Source organism: Feifania hominis, from assembly GCF_014384765.1.
Taxonomy (GTDB): Bacteria; Bacillota; Clostridia; order Oscillospirales; family Feifaniaceae; genus Feifania; species Feifania hominis.
On sequence record NZ_JACRSP010000002.1, the window covers coordinates 660,326 to 681,789 of the forward strand.

Sequence of the window (21,464 nt, forward strand, 5' to 3'; positions counted from 1 at the left end):
CATGGATCATACGCCGAAAATCTACATTGAGACCACCCGCAATTACGATCGGGTCTATCCGGGCTTTGTCAACCAGTTCCGCGAGCGGGGCTATGACGTGCGCACCGTGTACGGCAACGACCTCGACGTCATCGGCCAGGAGGAGGTCAACCGCCTCTTCGCCGGCTGCGACGTGTGCGTGGTCTGTCTCGGGAAGCTGACCGCCGAGATGATGGATCTCGCGCCGAATCTGAAGATGATCGCCACCTTTGGCGCCGGCTACGACCACATCGACGTCAAGGCCGCCACCGCCCGGGGCATCCCGGTGGTCAACGGCCGCGGCGGCGGCGCCATCGCGGTGGCGGAGCTTGTGCTCGGCATGATGCTCTCCCTCTCGCGGCACATCCCCGAGATGCACGACGAGATGAGAAAGAACCTCTGGCGCTCGCGGCTGGGCACGGAGCTGCACGGCAAGACGCTTGGCATCATGGGCGTCGGCGCCATCGGCGGCGAGCTCGCGCGCATTGCCAAGAGCGGCTTCGGCATGCGGATTCTGGCTCACGATCTGGTGGAGAATCCCGAGCTTGTCGAGCAGTTCGGCGTGAGCTATGTCGATTCCGACACGCTCTTCTCCGAGTCGGACTACATCAGCATCCACACCCCGCTACTGCCCTCGACAAGGGGAATTGTCGGGCGTGAAAAGCTCGCGCTGATGAAGCCGACGGCCTACCTGATCAATGCCTCCCGCGGCGGTGTCGTCGACGAGCGCGCGCTCTACAACGCCCTGAAGAACGGCCAGATTGCGGGCGCCGGGCTCGACGTCTTCGAGCAGGAGCCCTACATGGACAACATCTTCGCGGAATTTGAGTCGGTCATCACCACGACCCACATCGGCGCCAACACGCCGGAGACGGTCTTTCGCATCGCAAAGCTTCTCACCGAGGACATCGAGGACGTCATAAACGGCCTGCCCCCGCGGCAGAACATCGTCAACCCCGACGTCATGGCTGCCCTCGCGAAATAGGCCCCCGGGGGAGGCGCCGCCGCAGCCGCGGGACGCCTCCCCATTTTCATTTCAAACGGATGAAATTGGATTTTCATCTACTGGCTCCATTCGCTATAATAGGAGAAAAAGGAGGGGATTTGCGCATGATTGAGGTTCAGATGCTCGGCACGCCGTCCATCCGCCGGGACGGGGAACCCGTCGGTTTTCCCTACCGCAAGGCGGAGGGGCTCTTCTATTTTCTCTGCGTCAGAAAGAGCATCACCCGCGAGGAGGCCACCGGCATCTTCTGGGCCGGCAGCGATGAGAAGACCGCCAAGAAGAATCTGCGCGACGCGATTTACAAAATACGCCGTGTCCTCGGGGAGGATGTGCTTCTAATGGGCGGCAACACCACGGTCCGTCTGAATCCCCAGGCCAAAATCGTCACCGATCTGGACGATCTCAGCGGCGAGAATATCCTCTCACGGTGGAAAGGCGACTTTTTAAGCTACTTCTTCATCAAAAACTGCTACGAGTTTGAGAGCTGGGTCGAGGACCAGCGCGGCGTCTGCCGCAGGCTCTACAAGCTGGCGCTTCAGGACCAGCTCGGCCGTATGGCCGACGAGCGGCGCCTCGAGGAGATCAGCGAGTACAGCTCTCTGCTCATCAAAAACGACATCTACAACGAGGAGACCTACCGCCACCTCATGCGCATCTATGCGCGCAACGGGGACTATGGCTCGGCGGTCAAACTCTACTATAAGCTCTGCTCGGTTCTCTCAACCGATCTTGAGGAGGAGCCGTCCGCGGAGACCACCCAGCTCTTTCGGGACATTCTGCGCCTCAAGGGGGAGCAGCCCGAGAGCGCCGCAGCCGCCGCGACGCCCTTTGAGTGGTTTCCCGGCAACTACCAGATTGCGACCCATCTGGGCGAGTTCAAAAAGGACCGCGCCGCCTCGATTCTGCTCTGCGGCGAGGTGGGAATCGGCAAGACGACGCTGCTGCGCGCAGCGCGGCATCTCGCCGAAAACGAGGATCTTCTGACCCTGTTTCACACCTGTACGCGCGCCGAGCGCGAGCTGTATCTCCAGTCGTGGTATGACATGCTCTCGCAGCTTGCGCGTGCCGCCCGGCAGGGGGGCGTCTCGCTCAGCGCCGAGGCCGAGCGAAAGCTGATGAACTTCTTTCCCACCACAGCCGCCGGCGATCTCGTCACAGGCGGTCCGTCCGGGCGCCACCGCGTCAAATACGCGGAGGATCTGATCACCGATCTCTTCTCCCATGAGCTGAAAAATCAGAAAGTTGTGCTGCTGCTCGACGACATCCAGTGGATGGATGCCATCGGCAGACAGCTTTTATCGAGTCTGCTCTCCCAGTTGGGACCGGGGCGGATCATCCTCATTGCGAGCTGCCGGGAGGACTGGCGCCCCGAGCTCGGCGGCTTTGTGGTGCCACTGCTCGAGAGGGAACTTCTCACCGAGATTGCCATTCCGCGGCTCACGGAGGCCGACATGCGCCGCCTCGCGGGAGATCTCTGCCCCGACTGTGACGGGCAGACCCTCGCGAAGCTCTCGCGCCGCTGCGGCGGCAACACGCTGTTCTTTCTGGAACTTCTCGGCACACTGGAGCGCGGCGCAGAGGGCGAGCCGACGCCGCGGATTACAAACGCGCTCAAGAGTGTGCTACTCGATCTCTCCGAGGGCGAGGGGCAGCTTTTGCAGATGGCCTCTCTCTACCCGGACGAGGTATCACTCGCCGATTTCAAGCGGCTTTTGCCGCTGCCTGAGCTCGAAATTTTCGCCGTGATCGAGCGGCTTCTCGCCAAGGGCATTCTCATTGAGAGCCCGGCCGGCCGCTCGGTGCGCTACCACTTCACCCACCCGCTGCTGCGCGACTACATCCACACCCAGATGTCCCTCGGCAAGCGCAATGTGCTCCACAGCAGCATCGCCCAGGACTTTGAGCAGTCCTACCACCGCTCCCACAGCGCCGAGCTTCTGCCCAAGATTGTCTACCACTACCGCCAGTGCGGCCGGGAGGCAGGCGTCTACCAGTACCGTGTGGACTACCTTGAGAGCGTGCTGACCCTCTACCACGAACTGTACCCCATTCTCGAGGGACCGGTGGAGCGCCGCGCGGCAAACCGGGAGATTGTCGTCGATCCCGAGGAAATCCGACAGCTTCACGGCGAGGTCACACAGCTCGCCCAGCGCGACGACGACGCGCTGCCGCTTGCCATGAAGATGAGCTTTGTGCTCGGACGCAGCGCTGTGCATGCCTGCGACAGCGTCGCGGCGCTCGAGCATCTGCGGTGCAGCATGGAACTCGCGGCGCGCCTTGAGGACGACGTGCAGCAGCTCAAAAATTACCGCCAGATGGTCTACCACAGTCTTCTGACCGCAAACCAGGAGGTGATGCGCGACTACCTGGGGCGGGCGTTTTCCCTGCTTGAGCGGCGGGAGGATATGCTCGAGCGGTGCTGGTTCATGCAGATGCGGGGGCTCTACCTGCTGCGCGAGAGGCAGTACACGGACGCGGAGAATGTGCTGCTCGACGCGCTCGATCTGCACAAAAAGTGCAACACCAAACACAGCTTCTACCTGACCGGCGTGCCGGGCTGCTACAACATCCTCGGGCTCTGCTACAGCGCCTGCGGGGACGATCTGACCGCGCTGCGCTACTTCGATCAGGCCATTCGCATCGGCAAAAAGACCGTGCTGGTAAATGCCCTGCCCTGCATCTATGCAAACGCCGGCCAGGCCCTCTATCACGCGCGCCTGTTCGACGAGGCCGAGACCTACTACCGCGAGGCCGCGGCTCTGCACGAGAAGACCGGTGTGATCTACGGCCGCCAGCGGGTTGAGGCACACCTTGCGCTTCTGCTGCTGCGGCAGGGGGCGGCCGAGCAGGCGGTCGGCCACTACCACGAGGCGCTGCGCATAGCCGAGCTGCTGCGGGACAACCAGATGCCGGCGCTGCTCGACGAGATCTATCAGCGCCTCAACGAGAGCGGCAAGCCCCAACCCGTGTGACATCTCCGCCCCGGGTCCTCCACTGCCCGGCGGCATATGGATTTTTCCCCTGAGAGAGGACCGGCAACTGCCGGTCCTCTCTTTACGCGCCAAATAACTATACTTTTCGTTAATAAACTGCTAATTTTTCAATATTGTAATTGACATTTATAGGAAAATCTAATATGGTAGATGCAATTCAACAATGGGCAAAACCGGTGAAAACCGGCGACGCAAAGCTAGAGGGTCTTCGTCTTCGGACATGGCAGCCAGCTGCGGTTCAACGCGCTTACTCTGGAGGGGGGAAGCGGTTAAATCGTTGCGCCCGCCGGCCTGCAGGACTTTGTCTCGCAGGTCATTGTTTTGTCACGACGCGCAGAGGGAAAGGGATAAGAGAATGTATCAGATGATCAGCGGTACCTACCGGTTGGATGGGAGATCTTACACATCTTATGGGATCCAATGCGGCGACACAAGAATTGAGGACGTCACGACAAACAGGCCGGCACTCGCCGCCTTTCTGGCACAGTGCAACCACGGCGCTCTGGCGCCGTGTCACCTCGCGGACGAGCTTGAGGACTTTTTCGCGAGGCCGGCTCCGATCACCGGCTATGCGGTTCCCGTGGAGGACGGGCTGCCGTGCGCCATTTGAAAACAAAAGCAGCCCCCGCAAGAGGCGGGGGCTGCTTTTTTACATTGTGTCAGGGACGCTGGCCCATGCCGCCCTCGAGGGTGAGGGTCTCGCCGGACATGTATTTGAAGTCGGGCGAGCCGAGCAGCACGCAGACGCGGCCGATGTCCTTTTCCGGGTCGCCGAAGCGGCCCATGGGAACGGCCTTGAGGTTCTTCTCATAGGCTTCAGGATAGCCCTTTTTGAAGTTTTCAAGCTGGGCTGTCATGGCAAGCGGGCAAACCACATTGACATTGATGTTGTCAGGGCCCCACTCTGTGGCAGCCACGCGCGACAGGCCGCGGATACCCTCTTTTGCCGCTGCGTAGGAGCACTGGCCGGAATTTCCGAACAGGCCGGCGCCGGAGGCGAAGTTGATGACCGAGCCCTGGGTCTGCTTGAGATAGGGGTAACACTCTCTCATATAGTAGAATGTGGCGTAGAGGCCCGAGTAGATGCCGAGGTCAAAGTGGTCCTTCGTCTGAATGGCAAGCGGAATGCCCGAGGCCGAGGCCTGGGCGTTGTTGATCAGCACGTCGATACGGCCAAAGGTGTCGACGGTCTGCCTGACAACCTCCTTGACCCGCTGCTCCGACTCCTCGTCGGGGGTGACGTCCGCCTGCAGCGCGAGCACCTTGATGCCATAGAGGCGCTCAAGCTCCTCTTTCGCGTCGAGCAGCTTCTGCTCGTTTCTGCCGGTCAGAACCAGATTTGCGCCCTCCTTGGCGTAGGCGACCGCAATGCCGTAGCCGATCGACTTGGCCTTGCCGCCGCCGGTGATAATGGCAACTTTTCCGTCAAAAATACCCATGATAAATCCATCTCCTCATATATTTGGTGCTCTTAGAGCATTCCTCGATTCTTGTCACAGTATACTTCGCTGCCGGGTATTCGTCAAACTTCCCACTCTGCGGCAACCTTTCGGCACTCCGTTTGGATTCACCCCTATGGCCAAAAAATCAGCCCCCGCTGACGCGGGAGCTGATTTTTTTGGTTGCAGAGGCAGGATTTGAACCTACGACCTTCGGGTTATGAGCCCGACGAGCTGCCAGACTGCTCCACTCTGCGATATCTGGTTTTGGCGGAAGTGGTGCCGGAGACCGGGATCGAACCGGTACGAAGGTCACCCTTCACGGGATTTTAAGTCCCGGGCGTCTGCCAGTTCCGCCACTCCGGCGTGAACGCCGATCTTGAACGCTTAATAAGTATAGCACGCCGGAGTGGTGAAGTCAAGACCCTACTTTTTTTCCGCCGGGCGGCACAGCAGCGCGAACAGGTATCCGAAGAAGACCGCCGCCGTGATGCCGCCCGCCGCCGCCGTCACACCGCCTGTCATGGCGCCCATGAGCCCCATTTCGGCAATGGCCTGTTTGGTGCCGGTCGCGAGCAGATACCCAAAGCCCACAATGGGCACCGTCGCGCCGCAGCCGGCGTACTCGACGAGCTTCGGATAGACGCCGACGCCGGTGAGTATGACACCCGCCGTCACAAAGAGTACGACGATGCGCGCCGGAGTGAGTTTGGTCAGGTCGATGAGAAGCTGGCCCACGACGCAGATGAGCCCGCCCACGACAAACGTCTTGACAAATTCCGCAAACATAGTGATTCCTCGCATTCAAACAGTTTTCTTTAGTATCCGATTCACCCCGCCAAATATGCGCCGCATGCGGGACAAACTTTCTGTGCAGAAAAACTTGTCAAATTCCGTTAAAAATACCTTTCTTTTGTGATATAATAGCCGCAAAGCGGCTGTTTATAACGGGATTCCAGCCGTGCTCCTGCACAGCTGAAAAACCGGCCGCATAAAAAACCATGAACGCGTGGCGTTCATGGTATCATAGCCGCATTCGCGACTATGATATGGAATTCAGGCCGTTTTTCCCGCCCCTTTCGGGGCAACCGAAAAACATGGCCGTATAAACCATGAACGCGTGGCGTTCATGGTATCATAGCCGCATTCGCGGCTATGATATGGAATTCAGGCCGTTTTTCCCGCCCCTTTCGGGGCAACCGAAAAACATGGCTGTATAAACCATGAACGCGTGGCGTTCATGGTATCATAGCCGCATTTGCGGCTGTGATATGGAATTTAGGCCGTTTTTCTCGCCCCTTTCGGGGCAACCGAAAAACATGGCCGTATAAACCATGAACGCGTGGCGTTCATGGTTTATAATCGCCGCGAAACGGCTATGATAAGGAAAACATGTTTTGCTTGCCCGGCGGCAGCTTCGGCGAAAACACGGCCGCAGACGCGGCTCTTTGCCGAGGGGACGTCTGTTTTGTTTCATCACTTCGGCGGCGGCTTTGCCGGCGCCTCGAATCTTGCTTATAGGAGAGTGCTTATGGCCGATCAGGGCGTCGTCAGACGCAACATCAAGCGCATTGCCCGGCGCTGTCTGAACGGGTATTACTTTACGGGGATCGCGATGCTGCTGACCCATCTGCTGATCCTGCTCGGTATCACGGCCGTGCAGAACACCATGTTCACGGTCTTCCGCGTCAATCTCTTCACAGTTGAAAACATCGAGAATCTCATGCGCGGCCGGCTCTTTCTGCCGCTGTGGCAGCTCGGCCTCTACGGCGGGGCGCTGTTTGTCATTTCGCTGATCGTGCTGCCGCTCTCCTTTGGCATCTGCGAGTGGCACTATCACCTGACCGACGAAAATCCCGGCAGCTTTGTGACCCTGTTCAACTGGTATGGCAGCGCAAAGCTCTATTTCAAATGCCTCGCCCTGCGGCTGAATGTGGTTTTGCGCCTGGTCTTCTGGGGATCCATCCCTGTGGCGGCCGGCGTCTTTTCGGCCATCTTTGTCGGGCGGATGCTCACCGACCTTGCGCTCGACCCGCTGCTCGGGGGGCTTATCACCGGCGCGCTGATTCTGGTGACAGCCGTGGCGTTGGTCTGGTTTCTGATCTTCACGCGGCGCTATGCCATGTGCGACTATCTGCTGGTTCGCGACCCCGATAAAAAAATCCGCCAGATCATCCGCGAGAGCTGCCGCTTCATGCGCGGCCACAAGCTCGAGCATGTGGTCTTCACCCTCTCCTTTTTCGGGTGGTTTCTGCTCGTGGCTCTCACATTCGGCCTGTCTCTGATCTTCACCATGCCCTATCTGCGCGAATGCTACACAGTCTTCTACAACTACTGCCACGACACTCACGAGCTTCGAATGCGCCGGGGCGACGACACGGCGTCGGCTGTCCCAGATGAGGCGCCCGCACCGCCGGCGCAGCCCCAGCCGGAGCCTGCGCCGCAGGCCGTGTCCGAGCCCGAGCCGCCAGAGCCCCCGCAGAGCATCTCACCGGCCGAGCCGCCGCGCCCTGTGGGGCCGGTATTTGAGCCCCAGGCCCCCATTGACAATGACAAAGGAGACGAACAGCATGCCTGAGAAATTTTATATCACAACCCCCATCTACTACCCGTCGGACAAGCTCCACATCGGCCACGCCTACACCACCACGGCCTGTGACACCATGGCGCGCTACAAGAGAATGCGCGGGTGTGACGTTCTGTTTCTGACCGGCACCGACGAGCACGGCCAGAAAATCGAACAGAAGGCCGAGGCCGCAGGCGTCACGCCCCAGAAGTATGTCGACGACATCGTCGTGACCATCAAGGACCTGTGGAGCCGCCTGAACATCAGCTACGACCGCTTCATCCGCACGACCGACGACTACCATGTCGAAGCCGTGCAGAAGATTTTCAAGCGTCTCTACGACCAGGGCGATATCTACAAGGGCGTCTACAAGGGCATGTACTGCACCCCCTGCGAGGCGTTCTGGACCCCGTCGCAGCTCGTCGACGGCAAGTGTCCCGACTGTGGGCGCGAGGTCTACGAGGCCGAGGAGGAGGCCTACTTCTTTCGCCTCTCGGCCTATGCCGACCGCATTGTCAAGCTCTATGAGGAGCATCCGGATTTCATGGAGCCGAAGAGCCGCATGAACGAGATGCTCAACAACTTCATCAAGCCCGGGCTTCAGGACCTCGCCGTCTCGCGCACGAGCTTCAAGTGGGGCATTCCCGTGAGCTTTGATGACAAACATATCGTCTACGTCTGGGTCGACGCTCTGACCAATTACATCACCGCGCTCGGCTACGAAAACGAGCGCTACCACGACTTTGAGCACTACTGGCCCGCCGATGTGCACATGATGGCCAAGGAGATCGTGCGCTTTCACACCATCATCTGGCCGGCGCTGCTCATGGCGCTCGATCTGCCGCTGCCGAAAAAAGTCTTCGGCCACGGCTGGTTGCTGCTCGACGGCGGCAAGATGTCGAAGTCCAAGGGCAACATCGTCGACCCGATCGTTCTCATCGACAAGTACGGCCGCGACGCTGTTCGCTACTATCTGTTACGCGAGATTCCCTTCGGCTCGGACGGCATTTTCTCCAACGAGTCGCTGATCAACCGCATCAACACCGACCTTGCAAACGATCTCGGCAACCTCGTCTCGCGCACAGTCGCCATGGGCGAGAAGTACTTCGGCGCCACCGTGAGAAACACCGGCGCCGACGAGCCCCTCGACGGCGAGCTTGTCGCGCTGCGCCGCGAGGTGATCGAAAACTATGCGCGCCTGATGGACGAGCTCCAGTTCCCGCTCGCGCTCGCCGAGGTGTGGAAGCTCATCTCCCGCGCGAACAAGTACATCGACGAGACCATGCCCTGGGTGCTCGCCAAGGACGAGTCGAAGCGCGAGCGCCTCGAGCAGGTGATCTTCAACCTCTGCGAGACCATCCGCGCCGTCTCGATTCTCATCACCCCCGCCATGCCCGACACGGCGGCGGAGATTGCCCGAAAGCTCGGCCTCGCCGGCACGCCCCATGTGCAGTGGGAGTCCCTCGGCGAGATCGCGCCGGTCGGCTCTTTCGGCGTGAGCAAGGGCGACAATCTCTTCCCGCGCATCGACGTCGCAAAGGATCTGGCCGAGCTCGAGGCTCTGGCTGAGAAGAAAATGGCCGAGGCCGCCGCGAAAAACGCGGCGCCGGCCGAAGCGCCCGCCGGCGCGCCCGAGGGGGTCGCATCCCTGATTACCATCGACGACTTCTCGAAAGTGGAGCTGCGTGTCGCGAAGATTCTCGCCTGCGAGGAGGTCAAAAAGAGCGACAAGCTCCTGAAGCTCACCGTCACCCTCGGCAGCGGGGAGCGCACGGTTGTCTCGGGTATCCGCCAGTGGTATGCGCCGCAGGATCTTGTCGGCCGCTGTGTGGTGCTCGTGTCGAACCTCAAGCCCGCGAAGCTGCGCGGCATTGAGAGCCAGGGTATGATTCTCGCCGCCGACAACGGCGAAGACGGTGTGCGCGTGCTCTTCGCCGACTGCTGTGAGCCGGGCGCAAAGGTGCGCTGAGATGCTCTTTGACTCCCACGCCCACTACTGCGACGAGCGCTTTGCCGACGATCGGGACGAGCTTCTCTCAAGCCTGCCGGCGCACGGGATCAGCCATGTTCTGACCTGCCCCTCCACGCCGGAGGAGACCGCTTTTTCCCTGGAGCTCGCCCACCGCTACGCCCACGTCTGGGCGGCGGCCGGAATCCACTGCCACGAGTGCGGCGCCTACGGCTTTGACGCGCTCGAACAGATCGAGCGCTACGCCGCCGATGAGCGCTGCGTTGCCATCGGCGAGATCGGGCTCGACTACGCGCTGGAGTTCCACCCGCGCGCGCTTCAGCGCGACTGGTTCGAGCGGCAGATTCTGCTCGCAAACCGGCTGGGGCTGCCCGTCATCGTCCACGACCGCGAGGCTCACGCCGACACCATGGAGCTTCTGCACCGCCACCGGCCGCGCGGGGTAGTCCACTGCTACTCGGGCAGCGCCGAGATGGCAAAGGAGCTGCTCGCGCTCGGGTTCTACATCTCGTTTACCGGGGTCATCACATTCAAAAACGCCCGCCGGGCAGTGGAGGCCGCCGAGGTCATTCCACTTGACCGGCTTCTCATTGAGACCGACTCGCCCTATCTCGCGCCCGTGCCCCACCGGGGCGAGCGCAACGACTCGACGCTGGTGCGCCTGACCTGCGAGCGCCTGGCCGAGATCAAGGGCGTGTCGTTCGACGAAATGGCGCGTCTCACCTGCCGAAACGCCTGTGAGCTCTTCGCCATCGACTGACAGGGGGACTTCATGACCGTCATCATCACCGACGCCAAATACCGCATGACGCTCGCTGCCATACGGGAGCTCTCGAAGGAGGGCTTCTTTGTCGCGGCCACCACCGACGACGGCGAACCCGCTCTGCCGCTTGCGTTCTCATCGAACTGTGTGGGCGCCAGACACGTTCTGGAGAGCGCCCGCTACGCCGAGAGCCTGCTCGAGCTCTGCGAGCACTACCGCAGGCGCGACGGCGACCGGCCGATTCTTCTGCCTTTCGGCGCGCGCACGACGGCGCTCATCGCCTCGGACGCGCGCTTTCGCGACGCCGCGTGGACCCATGTGCCCGACCAGGCGACGCTCGAGCTGCTCGGCGACAAGAGCCGGGTGCTCTCCCTCGCGGCCGAGCTCGGCATCCCCGTGCCGGAGCAGATCGTCTGCCGCGACGGTGAGACGGTTGAATCACTTGCCGCGCGCGTGCCCTACCCGGCCGTCATCAAGTACCGAAACGGCGAGGCGCTCGGCATCAAGGCCGCCGGGCGCTACCGCATCGTCAAAAACAGCGCGCAGTTTCAAAAGTACTATCCCGCCTTTGCCGCGCGCGACCCGGGCACGCTCATTCAGCGCTACATCGAGGGCGACGGCTACGGCGTCTCGGTGCTCATGAAGGGCGGCGAAGTCTACAGCTACATCTGTCACCGGCGGCTGCGCGAGTATCCCATCGGCGGCGGCCCCTCCACCCTCGCGCGCACGGTGTACGACAAGACGCTGCACGCGCAGGCCGTTCGGCTGCTGCGCGCGGCGGGGCTCGAGGGCGTGGCCATGGTCGAGTTCAAGGGCTCGCCCGAGACCGGCTACACCCTCATGGAGGTCAACCCCCGCATCTGGGGCACTTTTCCGCTGACCTACGCGGCAGGCTGCCGCTTCGCAACCGCCTGGGCCGAGACCGCGCTCGGCATCGCAGAGCCCCTCGACGAGCTCACCATTCCCTATGAGGTGTCAAAGCGCATGCAGTTTTCGGTCTCCGACCTGATGGCTGCGCTGAGCTGGCTCAAAGCGGGACACATCGGGCCGCTCTTCTCGGCGGTCGGCTGCTTTTTCAACCCGCGTGTCAGCGGCGGCATCTTCACCTGGGACGATCCCAAGCCCGCGTTTGTGTATCTGCGGGCCATCCTCCACCGCAGAAAGGAGCAGGGCATTTGATCTGCAAGGCCGATTTACATATCCACTCGCTCGACAGTGTCGACAGCATCCTGTCGCTCGAGCAGATTGTCCGCGAGGCCCGTGCGGCGGGTCTCAACATCATCGCCGTGAGCGACCACAACTCCTACTCGGGCTCCGAAAAGCTGCAGGCTCTCGCCCCTGAGGGACTTCTCGTCGTTCCCTCGGCGGAGTATGCCACCGAGTGCGGCCATATTCTGGCGCTCTTCGTGCCCCACCAGCTCGAGGAGCGCTATCTCGTGCCCATCGACGACTACCACTTTCAATTTCGCGAGGTCGTCGAGGGCATCCACGCGGCGGGCGGGCTCGCCGTGGTGGCCCACCCCTTTGACAAGGCCCGCTACACTCTGGAAAACCATCCCGCGCTCCCCCATGTCGACGGCGTCGAGGCCCACAACGGCCACGTCGGCATCCGCGACGGCTACGACGGTGCAAACCGTCTTGCGGCGCGCGCGGCCATCGGGCGCGGGCTCTTCTTTACCGCCGGCAGCGACGCGCACAACCCCGGCGAAATCGGCAACGCCGTGCTGACGCTGGAGCTCGACGAATTCACTCTCGACGGCTTTCGCACGGCGCTGCTCAGGCGCCGCGGTTCGGTCTGGGGCCGCGACGCGAGCCGCGCCAAGCTCGCGCGCGCCCAGCTCAACAAGTGTCTCAAGCGGCCCTGGCCAAAGTGTCTTCACAAGCTGCCCCGGCGGCTGGCGGTCTACGCCGCCTCCTTTGGCATCGACCTGCTCAAGGCCCTGCACATCAAGCCGAAAAACCGCGGCGCCACACTCATCGAGGGAGGAGAACTGACATGTCCATGAAAGCCCAGATCATCCGCACGGCCAAGTGGGCCAAGCGGACACTCAAAAAGCTGCGTCCGGTCGACGAGCGCGGCGTGCTCAGCCCCGTGCGCCGCATCAACCGCGTCGCCCTGTCCGAGCGCGTCTGCGCCATGACCTTTGACGACGGGCCGACCGCTCTGCCCCCGGAGCCCGACCACACCGGCGGCCGGGCGCTGACCGACCATCTTCTCGACGTGCTGCGCGAGTACGGCGCGCACGCCACGTTTGACGTCATCGGCTCCACGGCTGAAAACTACCCCGACCGGGCGGGAAAGCCCGGCACTCCCCAGTGGGGCGGCATCGCCTACGACCACTACCCCGACCTCAATTGCGACGACATGGCCGGCGCCGTCAGCCAGAGCCGTCTGATCGGCCGGATTCTCGCCGAGGGCCACGACCTGTCAAACCACGGCTACCGCCACATCATCTTCGGCAAAAAGGGCGTCATCTACGGCAAGCGCCGGTATCTGCAAAGCGGCCGGGAGGTCTATGACGATCTCAAAAAGCTCGACGACCTGCTGCGCGAATACCACGGCTACAGCCTCTCCCTCGGCCGTCCGCCGCACTATGTCGACAGGCTGCCGGACGGACTCACATCCTACGACATCTATCTGCTGCTCGGCTACCAGTACATGGGCGCGAGCTTCGACGGCGACGGCTGGCTGCCAAAGCCCACCTACGACGAGGAGGTGCGCGCCATGGTCGAACCCATGCGCGCGCTGCTCGAGGCGGATCCGGACGCCCTGTGCGGCCAGATCGTCTTCCAGAAAGACGGCTACAACATGCAAAAGCGCACGCCCGTGGCCGACGGCCTTGCGCAGCAGCTCGAGCTGCTGCGCAAATACGGCTACCGCGTCGTCCCGGTCGGGGAGCTGACGGCCCTGTCGCAGTTTGAGGACCTCGGGCCCGACGATCCGCTCTATCCGACTGTGAGCGGCCTGCTGCGCGCGGGCTACACCGTCGTCTACCGCGACAACCGCGTCAAGCTCCATCTGCCCGTCACCCGCGGGGAGCTTGCGATGTTCGTCACCCCCCGCGACGAGCTCGTGCGCACGGTGCGCGAGCGCATGGAGGGAAAGCCGCTCTCCGCCATCGGCGGGCTCGACGCGCGCCACCCCTACTACGGCGCGGTGCGCTACACGCTCGAGCGGGGGCTTCTCTCCCTCGCCGGCGGCAAATTTGACCCGGCGGCCCCCATAACCCCGGCGGATCTGCAGGGCCTCTACCCGCAGCTCGGCGGCAGCGACGTGCAGGTCTCGACCGCGCGCGCCGACATTCTCACGACGCTCTTCACCCTGCTTGGCGGCAGCGGCGCCGGGCGCTGAGGAAAGGAGCGAACCCATGCGCAAAAACACCAAATACGCCGCGCGCACGGTGCTGTTCTGTCTGCTGGCGGTCGCCCTACAGCTGCTGCGGCGCGTGCCGGGCTTCGATGCGCGGGTGGGCCTTTTCGTGGTATCGACCATCGTCATCGGCGTGCTCATCAACATGACGCTCTACGGCGCGGTCTCGGCGACCGGGCTTCTCGGCGGGCTGATCGTCAGCCTCGTCTCCCTCGCTTTCGCCCTGTGGCAGGGCCCCGTTCCGGACTGGCGCTTCGCACTGGTCCTCTTCGGGGCAAACGCCGCGCAGCTTCTGATCTTCTGGCTCATGCTGCGCCAGAACCGTGCGGCTGCGCTTCTCATCAGCGCCACGGCAAAGTACGTCATTCTCTACAGTCTCGTATCGTTCGGGCTCTTTCCAAAGCTACTGCCCGCGTCTCTGCGCACGGCGAGCGTGCGCTTTGTCTACGGCTGGCCGCAACTCGTCTTCGCCCTCGCAGGCGGGGCGCTCGCCGTCCTCTTCGGGCGGCTTCTCAAAAAAGCAATCTAAGGAGCAGAGTATGGAGCATCCCTTTTTCGCCTTTCTCTTTCGCATGAAATACATCAATCGCTGGGGTCTGATGAAGAACACCGTCAGCGAAAACATCGAGGAGCACTCGCTCGAGGTCGCGGTGCTCGCGCACGCGCTCGCGCTCATCGGCCGTGAGATCTATTCGCGCGACATCGACGCCGAGCGGGTCGCGTGCCTTGCGCTCTACCACGACGCGCCCGAGATCATCACGGGCGATCTGCCGACGCCGGTGAAATACTACAGCGAGAAGATGCGCGACGTCTACCGCGAGGTTGAGCAGGACTCGGTCGAAAAGCTGCTGCGCATGCTGCCCGAGGAGCTCGCGCCCGCCTACCGCGCCTGCCTCACCGGGGAGGAGAACGAGGCGGAGCTCTACCGCTATGTCAAGGCGGCCGACAAGCTCGCGGCCTACATCAAATGCCTCGAGGAGCTCAAGGCGGGCAACCGCGAGTTTCACAGGGCGGCGCTTTCAAACCGCGAGGCGCTCGACCGGCTCGAGCTGCCGGAGCTTACCTACTTCTGCGAGCACTTTTTGGGCAGCTTTGAGCTGACACTGGATGAAATGGACTTGAAGTAAAGGATGATACCAATGAAACACTACCAGGCTCTGATCTTTGACTTTGACGGCACGCTTGCGAACACGCTGCCCGACATTGCCGCCGCCGGCAACCATGTGCTCACCAGCATGGGCCTTGCCGCCCACGATGTGGACTACTACCGCAATGTCGTCGGCGACGGACAGGTGGCTTTCATCAAAAAGATTCTGCGGCCCGAGGACTGTACGCAGGAGAACATTGAGAAGTTCTCCGAGCTCTACTCCACCTATTTTTCCGCCCACGCCGACACGCTGACCACGCCCTTTCCCGGCATGGTCGATGCGGTGCAAAAACTGCGGGCCGCCGGTTACAAACTCGCGGTTCTTACCAACAAAAACGATGCTTTCGCCAACCGCAGCGCCCGGCGCTACTTCGGCGACGGCGCCTTTGATTTCGTGCGCGGCGGGGTGAAAGGCTTCCCCTTAAAGCCCGCGCCTGACGGGGCCTTTCTCGTCTGTGAGGCCATCGGCGTCAAGCCCGCCGACTGCCTGTTCATCGGCGACGGCTACCATGACGTGCGCACCGGCAAAAACGCCGGCATGGACACACTCGCCGTGAGTTGGGGCTACCGCCCCCGGCAGGAGCTCGTCGAGGAGCAGCCGACTTACCTTGTCGACTCGGTCGATGAGATGCTCCGTCTGCTTTTGGAGGGGCGGGCATGATTCGCGCCGTCCTGTTCGACTACGACGGCACGCTCGCCGACACTGTGCCCGATGTCGCCGCCGCCGGGAATCGGGCGCTCGCCATTCTCGGCTGCCCCACCCACGCCGAGGAGCGCACCTTCTACCCCTTTCTCGGCGACGGGGAGCGCCAGCTTGTCATGCGCATGCTGCCAGCGGCCCTGTGGGACGACGACGAGACAGTCGACCGGATGTGGGCGCTCTACCGCGAGCACTACATCCCCCACATGACCGATCTGACGCGTCCCTTTCCCGGCATTGTGGAGCTTCTGCGCACCCTGCGCGCGCTGGGAATCAAAACCGCCATTCAGACCAACAAAATGCACGACTATCTGCCCGATATTCTGCGCGGTGTCTTCGGCGGCGAGCCGCTCTTTGACGCCTGGCAGGGCAACGACCGCGTGACACCGCTCAAGCCCCACCCCGACCATGCGCTCAAAATTGCCGCCGCGCTCGGCGTCGAGCCGGGCGAGTGCGCCTTTGTCGGCGACTCGCGCCAGGACATGCTCGCGGCCACGGCCGCCGGCATGCTCCCCGTGGGCGTCGCCTGGGGCTACCAGCCGACGCAGGTGCTGCGCGAGACGGGAGCCCGGGCCATACTCGAGCACCCCTCCCAGCTCACCGATCTCATCGGCGAGATAAACCGGGTTTAAAAAGAGCCCCCGTCCGAGGACGGGGGCTCTTTTCATTCGGTCTGTTCCGTGCGGACGGTGTAGACGGTCTTCCACTTGCCCGTGCGGTACTGGGCAAAGGAGATCAAAAAGTTTGCAAGCCAGCCGAACGGCACGGCAATCCACACCATGGCGACGCCGAAAACCGGTGCCAGCGCCGCGGCGGCCACAACCCGGATGAAGAGATTGACCATGTTGGCGATGGTGAACATCTTCATGTCCCCCGCGCCGCGCAGCAGACCGTCGACCACCACCTTGAGGCCGAACAGAATATAGAACCAGCCGATGAACTTCAGAAATCCCGCGCCGGTCGCCAGGGCCACGGGCGTCGCGTCGCTGTCGAGGAACATCGACACAATCGGCATGTGAAAGAGTTCGAGCAGCACACAGCTGACCGCCGCAAAAAAGACGATCATGCCGACGGCCGCGCGGTAGCCCCGGCGTACCCGGTCAATGCGCTGCGCGCCGATGTTCTGCGCCGTAAAGGAGGACAGGGCGTTGCCCACGCCCGTCATGGGAACGATGCACAGCTGTTCCACACGCATGGCCGCCGAGAAGCCCGCCAGCACCGACGAGCCGAAGCTGTTGACCACCGACTGCACGAGCATCATGCCAATGGAGACAGTCGACTGCTGTAAGATGGAGGGCAGGGCGATGCGGGTCATGCGGCCGAGCTCCCCGCGGTGAAACAGGCGTGTACGCTGCGGGCAGAGGTGGCGCAGCTTCACCGCGAGCACCGCGAAAGAGAGCACAGCGCTGATGCCCTGCGCGATCAGCGTCGCCCAGGCCACGCCCGCGACCCCGAGGTGGAGCTGCGTGACCATGTAGATGTCGAGCACCACATTGAACACCGAAGAGAAGATCAGAAACGCAAGCGGAATGACCGATTTGCCCAGCGCGTTGAACGTCGAGGAGAGCACATTGTACATAAACAGAAACGGCAGCCCCAGAAAGTAGATGCGCAGATATTCCGCCGCCATCTCAAGGGCGTCCGCCGGCGTGCGCAGCAGGACCATTATCTGCCGCCCCAGGAGAAGCCCTCCAAGGCCGAGCAGCACGCTCAGCCCCAGAAAGGCTAGAAGCGCCGTTGTGACTGCCGTCTTCATGTCGGCGTACTGTTTCGCGCCGAAATAGCGGCTGATGATGACCGACGCGCCGATGCCGCCGCCGATGGCAACACAGATGAAGACGTTGGTCAGCGCGTAGCAGGCGCCGACCGCCGCGAGCGCCTGCTCGCCGACGTAGCGCCCGACGATCGCGGAGTCGGCCATGGTGTAGAGCTGCTGAAAGAGATTGCCCGCGATGATTGGCAGCGCGAAGAGAATCAGCGCGTGAAGCGGTCTCTTTTGAATCAGATAGTCGTTGTTCAAAGCGTGCGCCCCCTGTCAAAATTGCAAAACTGCTTTCTATGATAGGCCCCGCCGCCCGCTCTGTCAAGGTGGGCACAAAAAACAGGCGCGGCCTTGGCCGCGCCTGTTTTCTTCTCTGATTGCCCAAGGCGTCAGGACGCCTTGGCCGCCTTTTTCTTCTCCCACATGGTGCAGATGACAAAGAACGCAACCACAAGGGCAATGGCAATGATCGCGCCGATGAGCTTGTTCTGCATGATGAGGGCGATGAGCGTCGCAAAGGGGTTGACCGCGGTGGTGACGCCGACAGCCCCCTCGGGGAACGCGTAGTTGTTGGCCTTGGCAAGCGCCGTGATGGCCGGCGCAAAGTAGGACGCCGAGAAGAGCAAAAATGCCTGCATCACCGTGCCGGTGATGAGTGTGCGCACGAGATCCCCGTGGTGGAGCGCCGTGAACATGCACACATAGAACGCGCCGGCCGCGAGGTCAGCCGCGGGCAGCATGGAGTTGTAGGGCAGCACAGCCGCGAGCAGAATGGTGATCGGCACAAGCAGGATGCCTGCCGCGATTGTGGTCGGGTGTCCGAGAGTGATCGCGGAGTCCATGCCGATGTAGAACGACTTGCCCGCAAAGCGCCGGTTCATCATGTCGCGCGCCGCGTTCGAGATCGGTACCATGCCCTCCATGAGGATCTTGACCATGCGCGGCAGAATCAGCATGACAGCGCCGAGCTGGATGCCGAGAGTGACAGCCTCTTTCGGGCCGTAGCCGACGAGAAACCCGAACAGCACGCCGAGCACAAAGCCGATGGTGGCCGGCTCGCCGAAGATGCCGAGACGGCGGCTGAGGGTCTCGGAGTCGGTCTTGATTTTATTAAAGCCCGGAATCTTGTTGTAGACCCACTCCATCGCAAGTCCCAGCGGCACAGAGGACACCGCATAGCCCTGCGGAATGGAGACGCCGGGGATGCCGATGACGCTCTGGACCTTGTCGGCCGCGAGGTCCGCCACTTTAAGCGACAGGGCCGCCTGCAGAGCCGCCGCGATAAAACCGTAGACGATGTTGCCCGTCAGGGTCGCAACCATGGCGCCGCAGAAAGCGTAGTGCCAGTAGTTCCAGATGTCGATGTTGACGGTCTTGGTGAGCTTTGTCGCCAGCATGATGACGTTGATGATGATGATAAACGGGATGATAAATGCGCCGATTGAGGTGGAAAACGCGATGGCCGAGCCCACCGTCCAGCCCACGTCGATGTACTGCAGATTGAGATTGAACTTGTCAAGCAGCAGATTCGACGCCGGAACGAGGCACTCGAGCATGTAATTGGTGACCATGTTGACGCCGATGAAGCCGATGCCGATGGTCAGGCCTGCGCGGAAAGATTTTGCAAAGCCAAGTCGGAAGATCAGGCCGATGATCATAATCATCAGCGGGATCATGATCTGAGAACCGAGATTGCTGATGCCTTCGAAGATGTTTTGAATAATCTCCATACACTCTCTCCTTCTAAATGAATCCCTTTTCTACCCCTTTAATACGGACAGGATCTCTTCGGTCGTCTCCTCCTGTCCCATGCCGATGATGTAGCTCAGCGCCAGAATCATCGGAATGCCGTAGTCTCTCGACACCTTGACCGAGGTCACGATGAGATCGGCTCCATCGAGATGGGACTCGATCTCGTTGACGGTGCACTGCGCCAGTGTGACGTCGACCCCATTGTCCCGCGCAATCTCCTTGATCTTCTCGCACAGAACCGTCGAGGTGGCAACGCCGCCCCCGCAGGCTACAATGACCTTTTTCATGCAATCACCCCCTTTGTGCTGCCCGGCGGCCGACATATCCTTTTCCTGTGGTATGTATATGCCGCGCGCGGGCCGCCCATACATTACCGGTTCTGGTGTCGCCGTGACTCCGGCTTTTGACTCATCATACCATGTTCCATAAGAAAAAGCCACATTTTCGCTCGATCTTAGTGAGATTTGACCAAAACAGCAGAGAGCTTTTGTGAAAACCCCCCCGTTTCCGTACCGTTTTTCGTCACATTTTACGCAAAACAGTCGTTTGTTTCTAGTCAAGCGGGGGCGCTTGTGCTATAATTTTGAGAGAATACCCTTTTTTCAGTCTCTTTTTGTCATGCGTCAAACAGCAGAATCGAGGTGTCCAAATGGCAGATACATTCCGGGGAGGCATCCATCCCGAATACCGTAAGGATGCGACGTCCGGCCTCTCCATCGAGATATTGCCGCCGCCTGCGCGGCTCTACTTTCCCGTTTTACAGCACATCGGCGCCCCCTGCGAGCCGGTCTGCAAGGTCGGCGACCGCGTCGCCGTAGGGCAGTGCATCGCCGACAGCGACGCGCCTGTCTCAAGCCGCATTCACAGCTCGGTCTCGGGCAGGGTCGTCTCCATTGAGCCCCATCTTCACCCGAACGGCCAGAGAGTGCTCACCATCGTCGTCGAAAACGACTTTGAGGACCGCGAGCGCTTTCCCCTGCCGCCCCACACCGACAGCGACCCTCTGCCGGACGCCCGGCAGACCATCGAGCTGATGCACGCCGCCGGCATTGTCGGCATGGGCGGCGCGGGCTTTCCCGCGCACGTCAAGCTCTCCTCCGCCGCGGGCAAGGTCGACACGCTGCTCATCAACGGCGCCGAGTGCGAACCCTATCTCACAAGCGATCACCGGCTCATGCTCGAGCACCCTGAGCTCATCATCGGCGGCGCGCAGATTCTGCGGCGGTGTCTGGGGCTCTCGCGCGCGACCATCTGCGTGGAGGACAACAAAAAGGACGCCATCGCCGCGCTGCACAACCTCGTTGTGAGCGACCACTCCATTCAGATTGCCGTGCTCAAGACCAAGTACCCCCAGGGCGGAGAAAAGCAGATCATCAAAGCCGTCACCGGCCGCGAGGTCCCCTCGGGCAAGCTGCCCGTCGACGCGGGGTGCGTGGTGTTCAATGTGGACTCGGTGGCCTCTCTCTGCCGTGCGTGGCGCTTTGGTCAGCCCGTTGTCTCCCGTATCGTGACCGTCGCGGGGCCCGCGATTGCAAAGCCCTCCATGTTCTCCGTGCGCATCGGGACACCGTTCTCCCATGTCATTGAGCAGGCGGGCGGCTTTCGCAAGGACCCGGTCAAGGTCATCATGGGCGGCCCGATGATGGGAATTCCCCAGTACTCGCTGGACGCCCCCGTCATCAAGACCACCTCCGGCATCCTCGGCATCACCCGACGTGAGACCCGGGAGGCCGACCACCCGAGCTGCATTCACTGCGGGCGGTGCGTGCGGGCCTGCCCGATGCACCTGATGCCGAATTACCTCGCTCTGTACGCCGCGGCCGACCGCCTTGACGAGTGCGAGCGCCTCGGCATCATGGACTGCATCGAGTGCGGCTCCTGCTCCTATGTCTGCCCCGGCCGGATGCATCTGGTCGCGCAGTTCAAAGTCAAAAAGAACCTGATCGCCGAGCGCCGCCGCGCCGGGCGATGACTGGATT

The 21,464-nt window shown here is 61.9% G+C and carries 19 protein-coding genes, 2 tRNA genes and 1 riboswitch; of the genes, 14 read left to right on the forward strand and 7 right to left on the reverse strand.

Going from position 1 to position 21,464, the window contains the following annotated elements; all coding sequences use genetic code 11:
• Position 1: 1 nt before the first annotated feature.
• From H8695_RS06605 to H8695_RS06615, 3 genes are all read left to right on the forward strand, one after another.
• Entirely contained in the window at positions 2–1,003 is a 1,002-nt protein-coding gene (locus tag H8695_RS06605) for a phosphoglycerate dehydrogenase (protein WP_249300147.1), read from the forward strand.
• Positions 1,004–1,128: 125 nt separating this feature from the next.
• Positions 1,129–3,996, forward strand: a complete 2,868-nt coding sequence (locus tag H8695_RS06610) for an ATP-binding protein (protein ID WP_249300148.1) — start codon at positions 1,129–1,131, stop codon at positions 3,994–3,996.
• A gap of 177 nt (positions 3,997–4,173) precedes the next feature.
• Positions 4,174–4,256: riboswitch (cyclic di-GMP riboswitch) on the forward strand.
• A 116-nt stretch (positions 4,257–4,372) separates the two neighbouring features.
• On the forward strand, positions 4,373–4,627 hold the full coding sequence (locus H8695_RS06615; RefSeq protein WP_249300150.1) for a hypothetical protein: 255 nt from the start codon (positions 4,373–4,375) through the stop codon (positions 4,625–4,627).
• A gap of 49 nt (positions 4,628–4,676) precedes the next feature.
• On the opposite strand, the gene H8695_RS06620 is transcribed toward H8695_RS06615, so the two are convergent.
• From H8695_RS06620 to spoVAE, 4 genes are all read right to left on the reverse strand, one after another.
• Positions 4,677–5,456: an SDR family NAD(P)-dependent oxidoreductase gene (locus tag H8695_RS06620; RefSeq protein WP_249300152.1), complete on the reverse strand. Its 780-nt coding sequence runs from the start codon at positions 5,454–5,456 to the stop codon at positions 4,677–4,679.
• A 180-nt stretch (positions 5,457–5,636) separates the two neighbouring features.
• Positions 5,637–5,713, reverse strand: a tRNA-Met gene (locus tag H8695_RS06625).
• Positions 5,714–5,733: 20 nt separating this feature from the next.
• Positions 5,734–5,822, reverse strand: a tRNA-Leu gene (locus H8695_RS06630).
• Between the two features lie 60 nt (positions 5,823–5,882).
• Entirely contained in the window at positions 5,883–6,260 is a 378-nt protein-coding gene (gene spoVAE, locus H8695_RS06635) for a stage V sporulation protein AE (RefSeq protein ID WP_249300153.1), read from the reverse strand.
• 727 nt (positions 6,261–6,987) lie between these two features.
• Here spoVAE and H8695_RS06640 point away from each other — a divergent pair.
• Genes H8695_RS06640 through H8695_RS06685 form a run of 10 tightly spaced genes read left to right on the forward strand, consistent with a single transcriptional unit; the run spans position 6,988 to position 16,603 of the window.
• A complete protein-coding gene (locus tag H8695_RS06640) occupies positions 6,988–8,034 on the forward strand; it encodes a DUF975 family protein (protein ID WP_249300154.1) in 1,047 nt (348 codons plus the stop codon).
• Positions 8,027–9,991 carry a methionine--tRNA ligase gene (gene metG / locus H8695_RS06645; protein WP_283243606.1) on the forward strand — a complete coding sequence of 655 codons (1,965 nt, stop codon included), beginning with the start codon at positions 8,027–8,029 and terminating at the stop codon, positions 9,989–9,991. The genes H8695_RS06640 and metG overlap by 8 nt, the downstream gene beginning before the upstream one ends.
• 1 nt (position 9,992) lies before the next feature.
• Positions 9,993–10,751, forward strand: a complete 759-nt coding sequence (locus H8695_RS06650) for a TatD family hydrolase (protein WP_249300156.1) — start codon at positions 9,993–9,995, stop codon at positions 10,749–10,751.
• A gap of 12 nt (positions 10,752–10,763) precedes the next feature.
• Positions 10,764–11,933: a carboxylate--amine ligase gene (locus H8695_RS06655; RefSeq protein WP_249300157.1), complete on the forward strand. Its 1,170-nt coding sequence runs from the start codon at positions 10,764–10,766 to the stop codon at positions 11,931–11,933.
• Positions 11,930–12,760 carry a PHP domain-containing protein gene (locus H8695_RS06660; RefSeq protein WP_249300159.1) on the forward strand — a complete coding sequence of 277 codons (831 nt, stop codon included), beginning with the start codon at positions 11,930–11,932 and terminating at the stop codon, positions 12,758–12,760. Before H8695_RS06655 ends, H8695_RS06660 begins: the two co-directional genes overlap by 4 nt.
• Positions 12,751–14,106, forward strand: a complete 1,356-nt coding sequence (locus tag H8695_RS06665) for a polysaccharide deacetylase family protein (protein WP_249300161.1) — start codon at positions 12,751–12,753, stop codon at positions 14,104–14,106. The genes H8695_RS06660 and H8695_RS06665 overlap by 10 nt, the downstream gene beginning before the upstream one ends.
• A 16-nt stretch (positions 14,107–14,122) precedes the next feature.
• Positions 14,123–14,653, forward strand: coding sequence for a hypothetical protein (locus tag H8695_RS06670; RefSeq protein WP_249300163.1), 531 nt, complete (start codon positions 14,123–14,125; stop codon positions 14,651–14,653).
• Positions 14,654–14,663: 10 nt separating this feature from the next.
• On the forward strand, positions 14,664–15,251 hold the full coding sequence (gene yfbR, locus H8695_RS06675; RefSeq protein WP_249300164.1) for a 5'-deoxynucleotidase: 588 nt from the start codon (positions 14,664–14,666) through the stop codon (positions 15,249–15,251).
• 12 nt (positions 15,252–15,263) lie between these two features.
• Complete coding sequence (locus tag H8695_RS06680; protein WP_249300166.1) at positions 15,264–15,932, forward strand: HAD family hydrolase; 669 nt, start codon at positions 15,264–15,266, stop codon at positions 15,930–15,932.
• The gene (locus H8695_RS06685) at positions 15,929–16,603 is read left to right on the forward strand and encodes an HAD family hydrolase (protein WP_249300167.1); all 675 of its coding nucleotides are present in this window, start codon (positions 15,929–15,931) and stop codon (positions 16,601–16,603) included. The genes H8695_RS06680 and H8695_RS06685 overlap by 4 nt, the downstream gene beginning before the upstream one ends.
• Before the next feature lie 32 nt (positions 16,604–16,635).
• Here the strand turns inward: H8695_RS06685 and H8695_RS06690 are convergent, their stop codons facing one another.
• The 3 genes from H8695_RS06690 to gatB form a co-directional block, all read right to left on the reverse strand.
• On the reverse strand, positions 16,636–17,991 hold the full coding sequence (locus H8695_RS06690) for an MATE family efflux transporter (RefSeq protein ID WP_249300169.1): 1,356 nt from the start codon (positions 17,989–17,991) through the stop codon (positions 16,636–16,638).
• A 131-nt stretch (positions 17,992–18,122) separates the two neighbouring features.
• Positions 18,123–19,463 carry a PTS galactitol transporter subunit IIC gene (locus H8695_RS06695; protein ID WP_249300170.1) on the reverse strand — a complete coding sequence of 447 codons (1,341 nt, stop codon included), beginning with the start codon at positions 19,461–19,463 and terminating at the stop codon, positions 18,123–18,125.
• A 30-nt stretch (positions 19,464–19,493) separates the two neighbouring features.
• The gene (gatB, locus tag H8695_RS06700; RefSeq protein WP_249300172.1) at positions 19,494–19,772 is read right to left on the reverse strand and encodes a PTS galactitol transporter subunit IIB; all 279 of its coding nucleotides are present in this window, start codon (positions 19,770–19,772) and stop codon (positions 19,494–19,496) included.
• A gap of 362 nt (positions 19,773–20,134) precedes the next feature.
• On the opposite strand from gatB, the gene rsxC reads away from it, so the two are divergent.
• Positions 20,135–21,457, forward strand: coding sequence for an electron transport complex subunit RsxC (gene rsxC, locus H8695_RS06705; RefSeq protein ID WP_249300173.1), 1,323 nt, complete (start codon positions 20,135–20,137; stop codon positions 21,455–21,457).
• Positions 21,458–21,464: the final 7 nt, after the last annotated feature.